Annotated in this window: 19 protein-coding genes and 1 tRNA gene; 9 read left to right on the top strand and 11 right to left on the bottom strand. The window is 64.6% G+C overall.

All coding sequences use genetic code 11. From position 1 onward, the window contains the following. Positions 1-2 precede the first annotated feature (2 nt). The gene (locus AruPA_RS06535) at positions 3-872 is read left to right on the top strand and encodes an NAD(P)-dependent oxidoreductase (RefSeq protein ID WP_265635841.1); all 870 of its coding nucleotides are present in this window, start codon (positions 3-5) and stop codon (positions 870-872) included. A gap of 4 nt (positions 873-876) precedes the next feature. On the opposite strand, the gene AruPA_RS06540 is transcribed toward AruPA_RS06535, so the two are convergent. Then, complete coding sequence (locus AruPA_RS06540; RefSeq protein ID WP_265635842.1) at positions 877-1,074, bottom strand: EexN family lipoprotein; 198 nt, start codon at positions 1,072-1,074, stop codon at positions 877-879. A 166-nt stretch (positions 1,075-1,240) separates the two neighbouring features. Between AruPA_RS06540 and AruPA_RS06545 the strand changes: the two genes are divergently transcribed. From AruPA_RS06545 to rlmN, 3 genes are read left to right on the top strand one after another with little or no spacing between them, the layout of a single operon-like run. Next, positions 1,241-1,483 carry a hypothetical protein gene (locus AruPA_RS06545; protein WP_265635843.1) on the top strand — a complete coding sequence of 81 codons (243 nt, stop codon included), beginning with the start codon at positions 1,241-1,243 and terminating at the stop codon, positions 1,481-1,483. Positions 1,484-1,530: 47 nt separating this feature from the next. Continuing rightward, positions 1,531-2,064 (top strand): invasion associated locus B family protein, encoded by a 534-nt coding sequence (locus AruPA_RS06550; protein WP_265635844.1) that lies wholly within the window; start codon positions 1,531-1,533, stop codon positions 2,062-2,064. A gap of 3 nt (positions 2,065-2,067) precedes the next feature. Continuing rightward, positions 2,068-3,234, top strand: a complete 1,167-nt coding sequence (gene rlmN / locus AruPA_RS06555; protein WP_265635845.1) for a 23S rRNA (adenine(2503)-C(2))-methyltransferase RlmN — start codon at positions 2,068-2,070, stop codon at positions 3,232-3,234. A 48-nt stretch (positions 3,235-3,282) separates the two neighbouring features. Here the strand turns inward: rlmN and AruPA_RS06560 are convergent, their stop codons facing one another. From AruPA_RS06560 to AruPA_RS06570, 3 genes are all read right to left on the bottom strand, one after another. After that, complete coding sequence (locus tag AruPA_RS06560; protein ID WP_265635846.1) at positions 3,283-4,161, bottom strand: LysR family transcriptional regulator; 879 nt, start codon at positions 4,159-4,161, stop codon at positions 3,283-3,285. Between the two features lie 4 nt (positions 4,162-4,165). Continuing rightward, positions 4,166-4,816, bottom strand: a complete 651-nt coding sequence (locus tag AruPA_RS06565) for a peroxiredoxin-like family protein (protein ID WP_265635847.1) — start codon at positions 4,814-4,816, stop codon at positions 4,166-4,168. 104 nt (positions 4,817-4,920) lie between these two features. Further along, entirely contained in the window at positions 4,921-5,148 is a 228-nt protein-coding gene (locus AruPA_RS06570; RefSeq protein ID WP_265635848.1) for a pentapeptide MXKDX repeat protein, read from the bottom strand. Between the two features lie 99 nt (positions 5,149-5,247). On the opposite strand from AruPA_RS06570, the gene AruPA_RS06575 reads away from it, so the two are divergent. The 4 genes from AruPA_RS06575 to AruPA_RS06590 all read left to right on the top strand — a co-directional run bounded on the left by AruPA_RS06575 (position 5,248) and on the right by AruPA_RS06590 (position 9,118). Beyond that, the gene (locus AruPA_RS06575; RefSeq protein ID WP_265635849.1) at positions 5,248-5,967 is read left to right on the top strand and encodes a cytochrome b/b6 domain-containing protein; all 720 of its coding nucleotides are present in this window, start codon (positions 5,248-5,250) and stop codon (positions 5,965-5,967) included. A 4-nt stretch (positions 5,968-5,971) separates the two neighbouring features. Then, a complete protein-coding gene (locus AruPA_RS06580) occupies positions 5,972-6,694 on the top strand; it encodes a molybdopterin-dependent oxidoreductase (RefSeq protein ID WP_265635850.1) in 723 nt (240 codons plus the stop codon). Next, positions 6,691-7,386 carry a DUF1223 domain-containing protein gene (locus AruPA_RS06585; RefSeq protein ID WP_265635851.1) on the top strand — a complete coding sequence of 232 codons (696 nt, stop codon included), beginning with the start codon at positions 6,691-6,693 and terminating at the stop codon, positions 7,384-7,386. The genes AruPA_RS06580 and AruPA_RS06585 overlap by 4 nt, the downstream gene beginning before the upstream one ends. Before the next feature lie 133 nt (positions 7,387-7,519). Further along, on the top strand, positions 7,520-9,118 hold the full coding sequence (locus AruPA_RS06590; protein WP_265635852.1) for an L-lactate permease: 1,599 nt from the start codon (positions 7,520-7,522) through the stop codon (positions 9,116-9,118). 79 nt (positions 9,119-9,197) lie between these two features. Here the strand turns inward: AruPA_RS06590 and AruPA_RS06595 are convergent. After that, positions 9,198-9,283 (bottom strand) — tRNA-Tyr (locus tag AruPA_RS06595). Between the two features lie 197 nt (positions 9,284-9,480). On the opposite strand from AruPA_RS06595, the gene rlmB reads away from it, so the two are divergent. Next, entirely contained in the window at positions 9,481-10,284 is an 804-nt protein-coding gene (gene rlmB / locus AruPA_RS06600) for a 23S rRNA (guanosine(2251)-2'-O)-methyltransferase RlmB (RefSeq protein ID WP_265635853.1), read from the top strand. Here rlmB and pqqE read toward each other — a convergent pair. From pqqE to AruPA_RS06625, 6 genes are all read right to left on the bottom strand, one after another. After that, a complete protein-coding gene (pqqE, locus tag AruPA_RS06605; protein WP_408858578.1) occupies positions 10,266-11,324 on the bottom strand; it encodes a pyrroloquinoline quinone biosynthesis protein PqqE in 1,059 nt (352 codons plus the stop codon). The two genes, rlmB and pqqE, sit on opposite strands and share 19 nt — an antisense overlap. A 50-nt stretch (positions 11,325-11,374) precedes the next feature. After that, positions 11,375-11,650: a pyrroloquinoline quinone biosynthesis peptide chaperone PqqD gene (gene pqqD / locus AruPA_RS06610; RefSeq protein ID WP_265635855.1), complete on the bottom strand. Its 276-nt coding sequence runs from the start codon at positions 11,648-11,650 to the stop codon at positions 11,375-11,377. Then, positions 11,647-12,387 carry a pyrroloquinoline-quinone synthase PqqC gene (pqqC, locus tag AruPA_RS06615; RefSeq protein WP_265635856.1) on the bottom strand — a complete coding sequence of 247 codons (741 nt, stop codon included), beginning with the start codon at positions 12,385-12,387 and terminating at the stop codon, positions 11,647-11,649. The genes pqqD and pqqC overlap by 4 nt, the downstream gene beginning before the upstream one ends. Further along, positions 12,384-13,307: a pyrroloquinoline quinone biosynthesis protein PqqB gene (pqqB, locus tag AruPA_RS06620; protein WP_265635857.1), complete on the bottom strand. Its 924-nt coding sequence runs from the start codon at positions 13,305-13,307 to the stop codon at positions 12,384-12,386. Before pqqB ends, pqqC begins: the two co-directional genes overlap by 4 nt. Before the next feature lie 59 nt (positions 13,308-13,366). Then, positions 13,367-13,444 (bottom strand): pyrroloquinoline quinone precursor peptide PqqA, encoded by a 78-nt coding sequence (gene pqqA / locus AruPA_RS21785; RefSeq protein ID WP_076454351.1) that lies wholly within the window; start codon positions 13,442-13,444, stop codon positions 13,367-13,369. A gap of 130 nt (positions 13,445-13,574) precedes the next feature. Further along, positions 13,575-14,318: an FkbM family methyltransferase gene (locus AruPA_RS06625; RefSeq protein WP_265635858.1), complete on the bottom strand. Its 744-nt coding sequence runs from the start codon at positions 14,316-14,318 to the stop codon at positions 13,575-13,577. Positions 14,319-14,565: the final 247 nt, after the last annotated feature.

The following is a 14,565-nucleotide window of genomic DNA, read 5'->3' on the forward strand; positions in this document are numbered from 1 at the left end:
ACATGGCTCAAGTGGCGTTCATCGGCCTCGGCGTGATGGGATTTCCGATGGCGGGGCATCTGGCCGCCGGTGGGCATGACGTGACGGTGTATAATCGCTCGGCGGCGAAGGCCGAGGCGTGGGTGGCCAAACACGGTGGGCGGGCGGCGGCGACGCCGCGTGCGGCGGCCGAGGGGCAGGAGTTCGTGTTTGCCTGCGTCGGCAACGATGATGATCTGCGCTCCGTCACGATCGGGGCGGATGGCGCGTTTGCGGGCATGGCGGCGGGGGCGTTGTTCGTTGATCACACTACCGCTTCGGCGACCGTGGCGCGGGAATTGGCGGCGGCGGCGGACGGAAAATTCGGCGTGCTGGATGCGCCGGTTTCCGGCGGCCAAGCCGGGGCGGAGAACGGCCGGCTGACCGTGATGATCGGCGGCGGTGCTGATGATTTCGCGCGCGCGAAGCCGGTGATCGGGTGCTATGGCGCCAATATCAGCCATATCGGCGCGGCCGGTGGCGGGCAGTTGGCGAAAATGGTCAATCAGATCTGCATCGCCGGCGCGGTGCAGGGGCTGGCCGAAGGGCTCGCCTTCGCGCAGGCGGCGGGGCTCGATCCCGAGGCGGTGATCGGCGCGATTTCGAAGGGTGCGGCGCAAAGCTGGCAGATGGAAAACCGCTGGAAAACCATGGTTTCCGGCACATTCGACTTCGGCTTTGCGGTGGACTGGATGCGCAAGGATCTGGCCATCTGCCTGGAACAGGCGAAGGAGACCGGTGCGCGCCTGCCGCTCACCGCGCTGGTTGATCAGTTCTACGCTGATGTGCAGGCGATGGGCGGGCGGCGGTGGGATACGTCGTCGCTGATCGCGCGATTGGGTGCACCGAAATAGCGGGTCAAAATAGCTGGGCGTTGATCGCCAACGCCTTGCGGCAGCGGGGTGTGTTGGCCAATGCGCCGCCATTGTTCTCACAATTGACGACCTCACGCATCAGTTGATGCGGATGTTTATGGTAGTAGGTGGTGGTGCTGTCGGCGCAACCGGACAGGATCAAGCTCGTAAACAACGCCAGAATAAAAGCGAGCGGTTTCATGCGACTAACGGTAACACTTCAGATGGCATCGGCGCAATCGTTACGATAAAGGCAGCAGGGATGGCCCGGGGCATATCTGTTACGATTTATTACCAAACCGCCTCATCAGCGCCATGATTGATCTCGAAAGACGTTTTACTGCACTAACAACGACTGGAGAATGGCGATGAATTTGAGCAAGACGCGTTTGGCTGCGATTGTCGGGGCGACGCTGGTGGCGGGGAGTGTGATGGGTGGCGTGGCGATGGCGTATCAGAGCCACATGTTCGCGGCGCGCAGTGCGCTTTACACCGCAAGGTCACAGCTTCTGGTGGCGCTGCATAACAAGGGCGGCCACCGGATTGCGGCGCTGAATGCGGTGGACGGCGCGATCCGGCAGGTCAATCTCGGCATTCAAGCCGGCCGATAGGCCGCCGCCGCTTGCCGGGGCGGGGCGGTGCGCGTATTTTAGCGGTCATGAAACACGCCCCCGCCCTTTTTCTTGCCCTGACGGTTCTGGCCGCCCCCGGCTGCGCGCTCGCCGCGACCACGACCGCTCCCGCCACCAATGCGCCGAAACCACTCGGTGTCTTCAAATCCTGGACCGCCGCAACCTATGGCAGCGGTGCGGATCGGGCCTGTTACGCCTTCACGACCAGCAAGTTGCCGAAAGGCAGCAAGGCCACGCCCGCGATGCTGACGGTGACCGAGCGTACCGGGTTTCGCGACGAAATCTCGCTCAGCCAGGGCATTACCTACACCAAGGACGCCAAGGTGACGCTCGCGGTCGGCAGCAACAAGCTCGCGTTCTTCACCAAGGATAATATGGCCTACGCCATGAAGGGTGCCGCGACCACGCAGGCGTTTCTCGGCGGTTCCTCGGTGGTGGCAACCGCGACCGCACCGGCGGGCAAGCCGGTGACCGATACGTTCGGGCTCGATGGCTTCTCCGACGCCTATAAGGCGATCGAGAAGGCCTGCCCGGCGAGCGCCGCGCCGAAAAAGAGCTAGATCATGTCGATCACGCTCGATCTCGACGAGGCCGAGCGCACGCGCATTCTGGCCAAGGCCGCCTTGTTCGCGCCGCCGCCGGCCTTGCTGGCGGATGGCCGGCGTGACCTGGTTGGACTGTCACGCGCAGAGCTTGGCGAGGCGGTCGCCTCGATCGGCGAGGCGGCGTTTCGCGCCAAGCAATTGTGGCACTGGATCTATCACCAGGGCGTGACCGATTTCGCCGCAATGGTGAATATCGCCAAGCCGCTGCGTGAAAAACTCGCCGCGCATTTCGTGATCGGCCGGCCGGCGGTCGCGGCGGATCAACTCAGCGCCGATCAGACGCGCAAAATGCTGTTCCGGTTTCGCGATAACGAGGCGGTCGAGACCGTCTATATCCCCGATGTCACCGAGGATCGGGGTGCCGTGTGCATATCATCGCAGGTGGGCTGCACGCTGTCGTGCCGGTTCTGCCATACCGGCACGCAGCGGCTGACGCGTAATTTGTCGGCCGCCGAAATCGTCGGACAGTTCATGGCGATGCGGGACGCCTATGGCGAATGGCCGAGCCCGAAAGGCGAAACGCCGCGCCTGCTCTCGACCATCGTGCTGATGGGGATGGGCGAGCCGCTGTATAATTACGAAAACGTCGCCGCGGCAGTGAAGATCATCATGGACGGCGAAGGCATCGGCCTGTCGCGCCGGCGCATTACGCTTTCGACCTCCGGTGTGGTGCCGATGATGGATCGGTGCGGTGAGGAACTTGGCGTTAACCTTGCGGTTTCGCTGCACGCCGTGCGCGATGAGGTGCGCGACGTGATCGTGCCGCTCAACCGCAAATACAATATCGCCGAACTGATCGCCGCCTGCCGGCGCTATCCGGCCGCCTCGAACGCCAGACGCATCACGTTCGAATACGTCATGCTCAAAGGCATCAATGACAGCGAGGCCGATGCGCGGGAACTGGTGCGGTTGATTGCCGGGATTCCAGCCAAGGTGAACCTGATCCCGTTCAATCCATGGCCGGGGTCGACCTATGAAACCTCGAGCGGCAATGCGATCCACCGCTTCGCCGACATCGTGATGAACGCCGGCTACGCGGCACCCGTGCGCACGCCGCGCGGCCGCGATATTCTCGCCGCCTGCGGCCAGTTGAAATCGAGCGTGGCGGCGGGTGAGGCGGCTTAGCCGGGTGGCAATGCTCCTCTGGTCTGAGGTCAGCCACCAGCCGGCGGGCTAGCGGCCGTCCACACCACAGCGGGCGCGGCATAGTTTCACGAACCCGGACACCGCCGCACCCTGTGGGCGGCCCGCGATCGCGACCAGCCGGACTCGCCGGGTCAGTGCGGGTTCGGTGATCGGCAGTCCGATCAGTGTTGCGGGCAGAACGATGCGTTCGGAGAGCAGGGCGACGCCGAGACCCGCATGGACCAGGTCGAGTAGATGCCCGATCGCGCCGTCACAACGCCGCAGCCGGGCCTGGCCCTGGCACATGGTGTCGAACAGGGCCGCGAAGCCGCCGCAACGTTCGCCGTGCAGCAGGGTTTCACCGTGCAGATCCCCAGCGGTGAGCGAGGTTCGCTCAGCCAGGGCGTGCGAGACCGGCAGGACTGCCACGGCGCGATCATCGTACAATGGCCAGTGGTTGAACCGGTCCGGCAGATCGCAATCCTCGGGCAGCAAGGCGCAATCTAGCATGTCGGTCAGCATCGACTCGATCAACATGGCGGCGGCTGCTTCGTCGAGCCGGATCATTAAATCGGGCAGGATGGCGGCGACTTCGCGCACCGCGAAGGCGATCGCGCCGCAGCCGATGCCCGGTGCGAGCCCGATTTTCAGACTCGCAATCGGCTGGCGCCGGCGCGCATCGGCCAAGGCCGCCGCGCTGTCTGCGGCCATCAGCATCGCATCCAGATGCGGCAGCATGGTGCGGCCGAGTTCGGTCAACTGGGTCGTGCTGCGTTCACGAAACAGCAAGGGGCCGCCGAGTTCGTCTTCAAGCCGCTGGATCGCGCGGGTGAGGGCCGGCTGGGTGACATTGCAGGCCTCGGCCGCGCGGGTGAAATTCAGCGAGCGGCTGAGAGCAACGAAATAACGAACCTGCGTCAGTTCCACGGCGCTAATCCGGTGCGGCCAATTGGCGCAACGCCGCCACGATGCGTTCGGGCGCCGCACGCCGCGTGAAATCGACATCGGCAAACCGCCAGGCGACCCGACCTTCGCGATCGAGCAGGAAGGTCGCAGGGATCGGCAGGAACCACGCGTCGTTGCCGTGTCGGCCAGGAACATCGAGCCCGACCGTCTGCAGCCGGGCCTTATAGAGTGGCGGCAGGCGGAACACGACGCCGGCGGCGAGCCCCACCCCGCAGTCGATGTCCGACAGCACCTCGAATGCGGCGCCATGATTGATCTTGGCGTCCCGCGCCGGTAGGCCGGTATCGGGTGTTAGGGCGACCAGCGATGCGCCAAGCGCCTCGATTTCCGGTAGAAGAGTAACGAGCGCGTCAAGCATCAGGCGGCAATACGGGCACCATTCGCCGCGAAAAAACTGAACAATTACCGGACCACGCGCGAGCAGGGCAGACAGTGATACGAGTCTACCCTCGGTGTTGGGCAAGATGAAGTCGGGAAACGGCGCTTCCTCGACCAATACGCCGGGCATCAACCCGTTGCGGCTCAGCGTCGCGACGGTTTCCTCGTAGGCGGCGCGCACCGTCTCATTGACCAGACGGAGGTTGCGTTCGGCATCGAGCTTGTCCTGTAGGCTCATGTCCTGATCATACGCCGTTCCGAAACTCTGCCATAGATCGGCCTCCGGGTTGGATGGTGCCCCGATCGGCCCGGATTCTCCCCGGCCGATCGGGGCGGAGAGGGCTATTGCGCGGGTGTGTGGCTCATGGTGCTGTGCTTCATGGTGTCATGCTTCATGGTGTCATGCTTCATTGCGCTGTGCTTCATGGTGTTGTGCGTCATCGTGCTGTGGCTCATCGCGTCTGGCTTGGCCGTGCTACTGGCGGACTGGGCCTGGGCGATGCCACCGGTGGCGAGGGCGAGGGTCAGTGTGCCCAGCGTCAGTGCGCGAGCGATCAGATTTCGGTTCATTGCAATCTCCGTGCGGTTGATGGTCGGGTCCGATGCGGCGGCGACCGCTGGGGCCGTCCGACGCCTCGATGATGTGCCGCGGCGACGCGCTGACGGCCAATGCCGATTGAGCATGGTTTCGATACCTCGACGCGGGCGGTGCCCCGCGTGCATGAAGGGCAGGCAGACCTCGCCACGATTTCAGGAGAACGACCCATGGCGCATCGCAGACCGATCCACCCGCTCGCCTTGCGGGTGATGCACTGGCTCAACGCCATCGCCATCGTGACTCTAATTGGCAGTGGCTGGGAAATCTATGACGCGTCGCCCTTCCTGCCCTTTACCTTTCCGCAATGGGCCACGATCGGCCAATGGCTTGGCGGTGCGATTGCCTGGCATCTGGCCGCGATCTGGCTGCTGATGCTGAACGGGGCGCTCTATCTCGGCTGGGGGCTCGTGACCGGCCACTTCCGGCGCAAGCTGCTGCCGCTGAGCCTGCGCGCGGTGCTGCGCGACACGATTGCGGCGGCGCGATTTCATCTACCGCACCGGCCGGGCGTTTACAATGCGGTGCAACGGCTGCTCTACCTCGGCGTGATCGGGCTCGGCGTGCTGGCGGTGCTGAGCGGCCTCGCGGTGTGGAAACCGGTGCAACTCTGGCCGCTGTCCGATCTGTTCGGCGGATTTTTCGTCTCGCGGGTCATCCACTTCATCGCCATGGCGGGGATCGTCCTGTTCCTGGTCGTTCATCTGCTGCTGGTGGCCCTGGTGCCGCGGGTGTTGCCCGCGATGATCACCGGCGGACACCTGCCGAACCCTGAATCGGAAGCCGCGGAGTAGACCAATGCCAGCCCTCACCCTCAACCGCCGCAACCTGCTTGGCCGCGCCCTCGCGCTTGGTGCCGCCACGACGCTGACCGGCTGCGATTTCGATGATCCGTCGCACCCCGATGTCGCGGATCGTGTGCTCAACGCCATGTCGCACTGGAACGACGAGGTGCAGGCCGCCCTGTTCAACCCGCACACGCTGGCTCCGACATTCCCCGCCTCCGCCATCACCCGGCCGCCGCGCTTCAATGCGTTTTACGATATCGACAAGGCGCCACAGGTCGACCTTGCAACCTGGCGGCTGGGTCTGACCGGACGGATCGGCGACAAGCAGCCCTGGCGGATCGCCCAGCTGCGCGCCTTGCCGCAGGAAAGCCAGATCACCCGGCTGATCTGCGTCGAAGGCTGGCGCGTCGTTGGCCAGTGGAGCGGCGTGAGGCTTGGCGACTTCCTGCGCCGGATCAACGCCGATACCAAGGCGCGCTACGTCTCGTTTCAGTGTGCCGATGGGTATTTCGAGAGTATCGACATGGAATCGGCCCTACATCCGCAAACCATCCTTGCGCTCGACTTTCTCGGCGCGCCGCTCACGGCGCCGTTCGGCGCACCGCTGCGGCTGCGGATTCCAACCAAACTCGGCTACAAGAACGCCAAATCAATCGTCGCCCTCGGCGTGACCAACCAGTTTCCCAGCGGCTACTGGGAAAAACAGGGCTATAACTGGTTCGGTGGCTCATGAAGGTCCGGCGCGCTTGGCTCGCAATCGTCGCGGCTGCCGCGTTCGGCGCACCGGCCGCTGCGGCCCGCCCCGTAGTGGTCGAATTGTATACCTCGCAATCCTGCTCCGACTGTCCGCCGGCGGAGGCGTTGATGGCGCGGTTGCAGGCCGCCGATCCTGCCATTCTGGTGCTCACGGAGCATGTTGGCTATTTCGATGGTCCGCGCTGGACCGACCGGTTCGCCCTGGCCGCCGCAACCGCACGGCAGAAATGGTATGCAGCAATGCATGGCGCGCATGATGTCTATACACCGCAGGCGATCATCGATGGTCGCAGCGTTGCGGTCGGCTCGGACCGACCCGCCGTAACCGCCGCCATCGCTGCGGATCTAGCGCGGGCGGCGCAGCCGGCGGTTCACATCGCGATCGACCGCGCGGCGCTCGGCTGGCGCATCTCGATCACCGGTGCGATGCCCGATCATGCAGCAAAAATCGAGGTTTTTCACTATGATGCGGTCGATCGTACCGCAATTGGTGGCGGTGAGAACCGGGGTGCGGATCTGCGGCAAATCCATGTCGTGCGTGCCATCACCACGCTCGGCGCCTGGACCGGCCCGATGTTCGAGCAGCGCATTGCACCAGGTCCGGCGCGCCATATCGCCGTGGTGGTGCAGCAGGATAACGGCACCATCCTGGGCGCCGCCGCGCAATAAACTGTCCGGCAGCCGCACCAAGACGGGGCGCACCGCAGGTTTTTATCCGCCGCCGATCACAAGGGAGTGTAAATCCCCGCCGAATCGCCTATCACCCCGAGCGTCCGTGAAATAAATCGTCTTGGGAGATATTATGTTCCATCAGCTACTCACTCCGGTCGGGGGCAGCCTCGGGCTGTCCTTCGTTGTCGCCGCCGTGCCCATCGCTGTTGTGCTGGTCATGCTTGGTGTGCTGCGCCGCCCGGCCTGGCAATCGTCGCTGGGCGGGCTGATCGCCGCTCTGGTGATCGCGATCGTCGTCTGGCGCTTTCCGACGTTTCTGGCACTCGACAGCGTCGCCGCCGGCGTGGTGTTCGCGCTCTGGCCGATCATGTGGATCGTCGTCAACGCACTGCTGCTCTATAACATTGCGGTCGACTCCGGCCATTTCGATGCGTTCCGCGAATGGATCATCGAGCATCTGCCGAACGATCGCCGTGTGGTGCTCGTGGTGGTGGGTTTCTGCTTCGGCTGTCTGCTCGAAGGCATCGCCGGCTTCGGCACGCCGGTCGCCATCACCAGCGCGTTGCTGATCATGGTCGGCTTTCCGACACTGGAAGCGCTCACGTTCACGCTGATTTTCGATACCGCCCCGGTCGCATTCGGCGCGTTGGGCGTGCCGATCACGGTGCTCGGCCAGGTGACCGGGCTGCACGCTGTTACGTTGGGCCAGATGGTCGGCCGTCAGTTGCCATTTTTTGCCTTCCTGCTGCCATTCTATGTGGTCGGCGTGTATGGCGGCATGCGCTCGATCAAGGCGCTGTTCCCCATGCTGCTGGTCGCCGGCGCGAGCTTTGCGGTCACGCAGTTCGTGACCTCGAACTATATCAGCTACGCGCTGACCGACGTGCTGGCCTCGCTGGTGTCGCTGGTCATCACCATCGGGTTCCTGCAGGTCTGGCGCCCGGCGCCGGACGCGCAATTCGCGATCCGCGCCGAGGCGCTCGCCGGCCACCGCGCCAGCGGCATTCCGAGCTGGCGCGGCTGGATCCCCTGGGTCGTGGTGTCCGCCGTCGTCATCATCTGGACCGATCTGAAAATATTCGCGATCGGCCAGCAGGTGATCAAATGGCCCGGGCTGAACAATGCCGTATTCATCTCGCTGTATCATAAGCCCTACGCAGCACTCTGGGTGTTCCAGCCGCTGGCGACCGGCACGGCCATTCTGCTCGCCGCGGTGATCACCGCCGCCCTCGTCGGCGTCGGGCCTGCCGGCTTCATCAAGGCGATCGGCACCACCTGGCGGCAGAGCCGCCTCGCGATCTTCACGGTGGCGCTGATCATCGGCCTTGCCTATCTGATGAATTATTCCGGCATGAATTACACGCTCGGCCTCGGCGTCGCCTCGATCGGCGTGCTGTTCCCGCTGGTCTCCCCGTTCCTGGGCTGGGTGGCCGTGTTCCTCTCCGGCAGCGATACCTCGGGCAATGCCCTGTTCGGCAATCTGCAGGTCGTCGCCGCCAATCAGCTGCACCTCAACCCGGTCCTGATCGCCGCGACCAACTCATCGGGCGGCGTGATGGCGAAAATGATCTCGCCGCAGAACATCTCGACCGGCGTTTCGACCACCGACCTCAAAGGCAAGGAAGGCATCGTCTTTGCCCGCACGTTCAAGCATAGCGTTCTCTTGACCGCTTTGCTTGGCGTGATGGTGATGGCGCAACAATATCTGGTGCCATGGATGATCCCGTAACACGGGAGCGCGAAACCCGGCCCATGACAATGGGCCGGGATATCGGCGCCGGACGGTTGATATTTCAGAATTCCGGTGATGGTGGAAGGGGTTGGATTCGAACCAACGTAGGCGTACGCCAGCGGATTTACAGTCCGCCCCCTTTAGCCACTCGGGCACCCTTCCGCCGCCCGTAATCTGCGATCAGCGCAGCCTTGTCAACGCCGCCACGCGCATTGATGCGCCCACGCGTTGAAAGCGCGGAGCCGTCCTTCCCAAAAATTTTCCGCCCTTTTTGAGTGAAAATGGCACCCGCCGGTCTTCGTTGACGCCGGTCGGGCCGCATCGTTGTCAACGCGGCGATCCACAGGCTAGACAGCCGCATGGATCAGCGCGACCCCCACCGTAAACCGAAGCCACGCCACTCTGGCCCGCCCCCGCAGCGTGGCCGCCACGAGGGCGAACGCCGGCCCGCCGCCGCATCCGGCCTATGGCTTTACGGCATGCATCCGGTCGAAGCAGCCCTCGCCAACCCCGCCCGCCGCGTGCGCCGCCTGCTACTGACCGAGGAGGCCGAAGCCGCTCTTGCCGCACGCCTGCCGAAACCCTGGGCGATCCAGGCGGAGCGAATCGATCGCGACCGGCTCGACGCCATGCTCGGCCGCGGCATCGTGCATCAGGGCATGGCGCTGCAGACCGACCCGTTGGCCTCGCCCAGCCTGGCCGACGCACTCAAGCGCCCCGGTCCGGTGCTGGTGCTCGATCAGATCACGGATCCGCGCAATGTCGGTGCGATCATGCGCTCCGCCCAGGCGTTCGGCGCGGCGCTGGTGATCGCGCAGGAGCGCAACGCGCCCGAGGAGGGCGGTGCGCTCGCCAAGGCCGCGTCCGGCGCGCTGGAACGGATTCCGCTGTTGCGCACGGTGAACATCGCGCGCGCGCTGATCGCGCTGAAAGCCGCCGATATCTGGGTGATGGGGCTGGATGCGGCCGGTGCCACCCGCCTGTCCGGCCCCGGGCTCGGCGGACGCCGCGCCGCTTTGGTGCTGGGCGCCGAGGGCGAGGGCCTGCGCCGCCTGACCCGTGAGACCTGTGATGAACTGGTCTCGCTCGCCATGCCCGGTGGCATGGAGAGTTTGAACGTTTCAGCCGCCGCCGCCGTCGCGCTTTACGAGATCATCCGGTAGGCGAAATCATCGACCGCCGCGCCGCTTTCCGCGATCGCCAGCGCCGCCATCATGGCGTGATCGGGCGACAGCCCGCAGGCCGGATCGGTCGCGCCGGCATCGCCGGTCAGGGCGAGCGCCTGGCAGCGGCAACCGCCCCAGTCGATTTCGGCGCGTTCGCAACCCTGGCAGGGCGCGGCCATCCAGCCAGTGCCCCGATATTTTTCGAACGCGGGTGAGTTCGCCCATATCTCACCGACGCTGCGCTCGGTCACGCGCTCGAACACCAGACCCGGCAGCGTCTCCGCCGCGTGGCAGGGCAGCATCTTGCCGGAGGGTGTGACGTTGAAAAACTGCCGCGCCCACCCGCCCATGCAGGCCTTCGGCCGCGCCGCATAATAGTCGGGCACCACGTAATCGATGGTGAGTATGCCGGCGAGGTTTGTGCGGGCCGCCGTGACGATGCGGGTCGCCTCGTCAAGCTGCGCCCGCGTCGGGATCAGCGCGGCGCGATTTTTCAACGCCCAGCCATAATACTGGACATGCGCGACCTCGATCCGCTGCGCGCCGGCGTCGACCGCCAGATCGATCATGGCGCTGAGCTGATGCAGGTTCTGGCGGTGCACCACGGCGTTCAGGGTCAGCGCCAGCCCGGCGTCGCGCACCAGGCGCGCCGCGGCCAGTTTTTTCTCATGGGCATCGCGAAACCCGGCGACATGGTCGGCCACCGCCGCATCGGCGCCCTGAAAACTGATCTGCACATGGTCGAGCCCGGCCTCGGCCAGTTCGGCCATCCGCGCCGCATTCAGCAGCACCGCGGAGGTGATCAGATTGGTGTATAGTCCCTCGGCGCGGGCGTGGCGCACGAGCTCCGGCAGATCGGACCGCACCATCGGCTCGCCGCCGGAAAAATGCGCCTGGAGGATGCCGATGCCGGCCGCCTCGGTGATCACGCGCTTCCAGGTCGCGGTATCCAGCTCGTCGCGTGCCCGCTCCAGCGCCAGCGGGTTGGAGCAATAGGGGCATTTCAGCGGGCAGCGATGGGTCAGCTCCATGAGCATTGCCAAAGGCGGGGCCAAAGGCGGAGCCAGGCTCGGTGCCACACGGTCGTTCATGATGCGATCATACTCTTGTCGGCAAGGTCGTTGAGCATTTCGAGGCAATCGGCCAGCACCGCATCGCGTGGCGCTTCGTAACGCGTGGCGAGACGATCCGCGATCTCGGCCACATTCACCACGCCATCGCAGCATTCCAGCACCGCAACCGCGATCGCATCCGGCATGATCACCCGCTCCGGCGCCAGCAGCACGTGGCAGTTGCGCGCCGCATCGAACCGGAAACGCACATGCCGCGCGAGACGTGGAACACTGGTCGCGGTCAGGCTCACGACCAGTCGCCGCCATGGCCGAACGCACCCGGCGGGACCATGCCGGGCAGCACATAGGCATGGTGCAAGGCGTCGAGCTGCGCCCACAGGACATCGCATTTGAAGCCGAGAGCCGCGATTACCGCGCGCTGCTGCTCGGGCGTGCGGGCGTGGCGCTTGACGTAATCGAGCGCGAAATCCGCATCGCGCGGCGCCTGATCGAGCCGCGCGTTGAAATAGGCCAGCGTTTCCTTGGTGATGAACGAATAGCTTGCCAGCATGCCGGAGACGCGCTCGGAGATGATGCTGGGCGAGAACATTTCGGTCAGCGACGAGGCGACAGCTTCCAGCAGCGGCTTGTCGCGCACGAAATCGATATAGGCCTGCACGGCAAACCGTGTTGCCGGCAAGGCGCGGGTGCGGCTGGTCACCATGTCACGATCGAGGCCGAGCCCTTCGGTCAGTGCGATCCAGCGCACGATGCCGCCCTCGCCTTCCGCCATCCCGTCGTGATCGACCAGCCGTTGGCGCCATAAGCGCCGCAGATCGGCGTCCTCGGTGCGGGCGATCAGCGTTGCATCCTTGATCGGGATCGCCGCCTGATAGCAGTATCGGTTGAGCGCCCAGGCCTGGACCTGACGCTTGTTCAGCGCGCCGCCGTGCAGCAACTGATGAAACGGATGCCGATTGTGGTATCGCGCGGCGCCGAGGGCGCGGAGTTCGGCTTCGAGTTCATCGGGGCTCATCAGTACGGTCATAGGCTCAGTTCCAGTCCGTCATGGGCGATGGTCCATCCGGCGCGTTCCGCCTGCTCACGCTCGGGCGAATCATCCAGGATCATCGGGTTGCTGTTGTTGATGTGAACGAAAATCTTGCGGCCGATGTCGAGCCCGGCCATTGCGGCGAGTGTACCGTCAGGACCGCCGACGCTGATATGCCCCATGCGGCGGCCGGTTTTCGGCAGCAAACCGGCATCGATCATCTCGTTATCATGCCAGAGCGTACCATCGAACAACACGACCGGCGCGCCCCGCAGGCGGGCCGCCAGGTCTGGTGTGACCGCTGCACAGGCCGGGATGTAATAGACGCAGCCGCCGTCAGCGCTGGTGATTTTCACACCCAGCGTATCGCCCTCCGATGAGCCGAGATCGGCCCGGCTGGTATCCTCGGCATAGAGGGCCACCTTGCCGGGCACCGCGAACGGCTCGACTGTGATGCCCAGATCCTGTCCCCCCGCGGTCTGCAAAGGCGTCGTTCGATCCTGGTCGAGCCGCCGGCGCGGTACCAGATCGGGGGCGAGCACCCGGAAAATCACGCTGGCGTCGAGCAGATCGAGGATCCGCTGCCCGGCGTACAAAGCGAATTGCTGACCCTCGCGCAGGTTGAGCAGCCCAGCCGTGAAATCGACATCGCCGCCCGTCAGCACGACCGCGGCAATCGGGCTATCGCGCAAGCCGTGGCGCGGATGCAGCGCGGATGTTGCCAGAATCTGCGCGCGCAGGTCGGGGGAGGCGTTGAAGACCACGTAATCCGATCCGTTGCTGCTGACCGCAATGGCGGCCTGCGTGCGCGGCCGCGCCGCAGGATCGCCGGCACGCGCGCGGGCGCAGTTGCGGCAGGCGCAATTCCACTGCGGAAAACCGCCACCCGCGGCCGCACCAAGGATAATCAGTTTCATGGTTGGATGAAAATCGCCGGAACCGATAACGTGCACCGGTCCCGGCGCCTGTCAGTCAATCAGTCGATATCGGCGCAGGCGTAGCAGTTGATCTCGGTTCCAACGGCGATTTCGACCAGTTTCGGTTTCGTCCACATGGTTGTTTCTCCTAGATGTTGCGTTAGCGGCGGTGTTGCCCACCTTGTCCCCACGTATGCGGAGATATGCAACCATAAGACGACAAATTTTCTATGCAAGCCCCGATCGCGGCGAGGCTGGCGGCGGCGTTTATCGGTGGAATGTGTTGACCATGCAGCAGGTGAAACGAGTGGGTTGCGCGTTGGCTTCGGCGGTAGTGGGAAAGAACTGGTTCGGCGTGAAATGTTTGGCCTGAAAAAACGAGAGCAGTCCGAGATAGTGGGGTAGATCCTCGAATTGCCGGTCGGTGTAGAGTTCGGTCTGGATGGCCGCGATGGTGCCGAGCGCGTGCTCACCCCCATGCAATATGGCGCGATCGCGCGCGTTGGTATCGAGTTTCAGAAAGATGTGTCTTGCCTTGGTGCGTGTCCGCAGCGCGGGGACAATGTCGTCGAGCGTGCGGACCGGGATCGTCTGGCGTTTGATCTTGGCCGTGTGCCGGGCCGGTGCGCGTTGAGCGTGCGGCGGGGCGGCCGGTCGGAAATTCTGCAGGTCGATCACGTTGAGCGGCAAATCGCCGAGGGCCTCGCCGAGGACCGCATGTTCAACCTGCCACATCGGGTCGATGCTGGCGCGGTGCTGAAGCGTGGCAAAGGAGGCGGGGATCGGTTCGAACGAGGCGATCGGGCCAGTGTAGCCGACATGATCGCGCAGCAGCGTGCCGAACTGGCCCTGATCCGCCCCGACATCGATCACGAGGTCGATTTTCAGGGATTTGAACAGCACGGCAAGGTGGGCGGCCATGGCGATATCGCCGGACGGCGGGGTGGTGGCGCGGTGTGCGCCGAAAGTTTCGAACATGGCGCCGAGGGTGGATTTCAGGGTCGGTCTCATCCGTAAAGAATGACCGGAATAGATAAAGATTTCGTAAAGATCCGTCCTTGAATTTGCAAAATTGCGGTCGGACCAATGGCCCAACGACGGAGACGAATTCAAAGCGTCCGGCGTTCAGAGAGAGCGTCACCCGGTGCGGCGCGGTCTTGACCGGCATGTGGGGGCTGAATGGAGACCGATCACGGTTTCCCGAACCCCATTGCCGCGAGGGTTGGAAACGGCGCCGGCGCTGGCCATGTCCTGCACG

The sequence above is a fragment of the Acidiphilium sp. PA genome (assembly GCF_026191915.1).
Taxonomy (GTDB): Bacteria; Pseudomonadota; Alphaproteobacteria; order Acetobacterales; family Acetobacteraceae; genus Acidiphilium.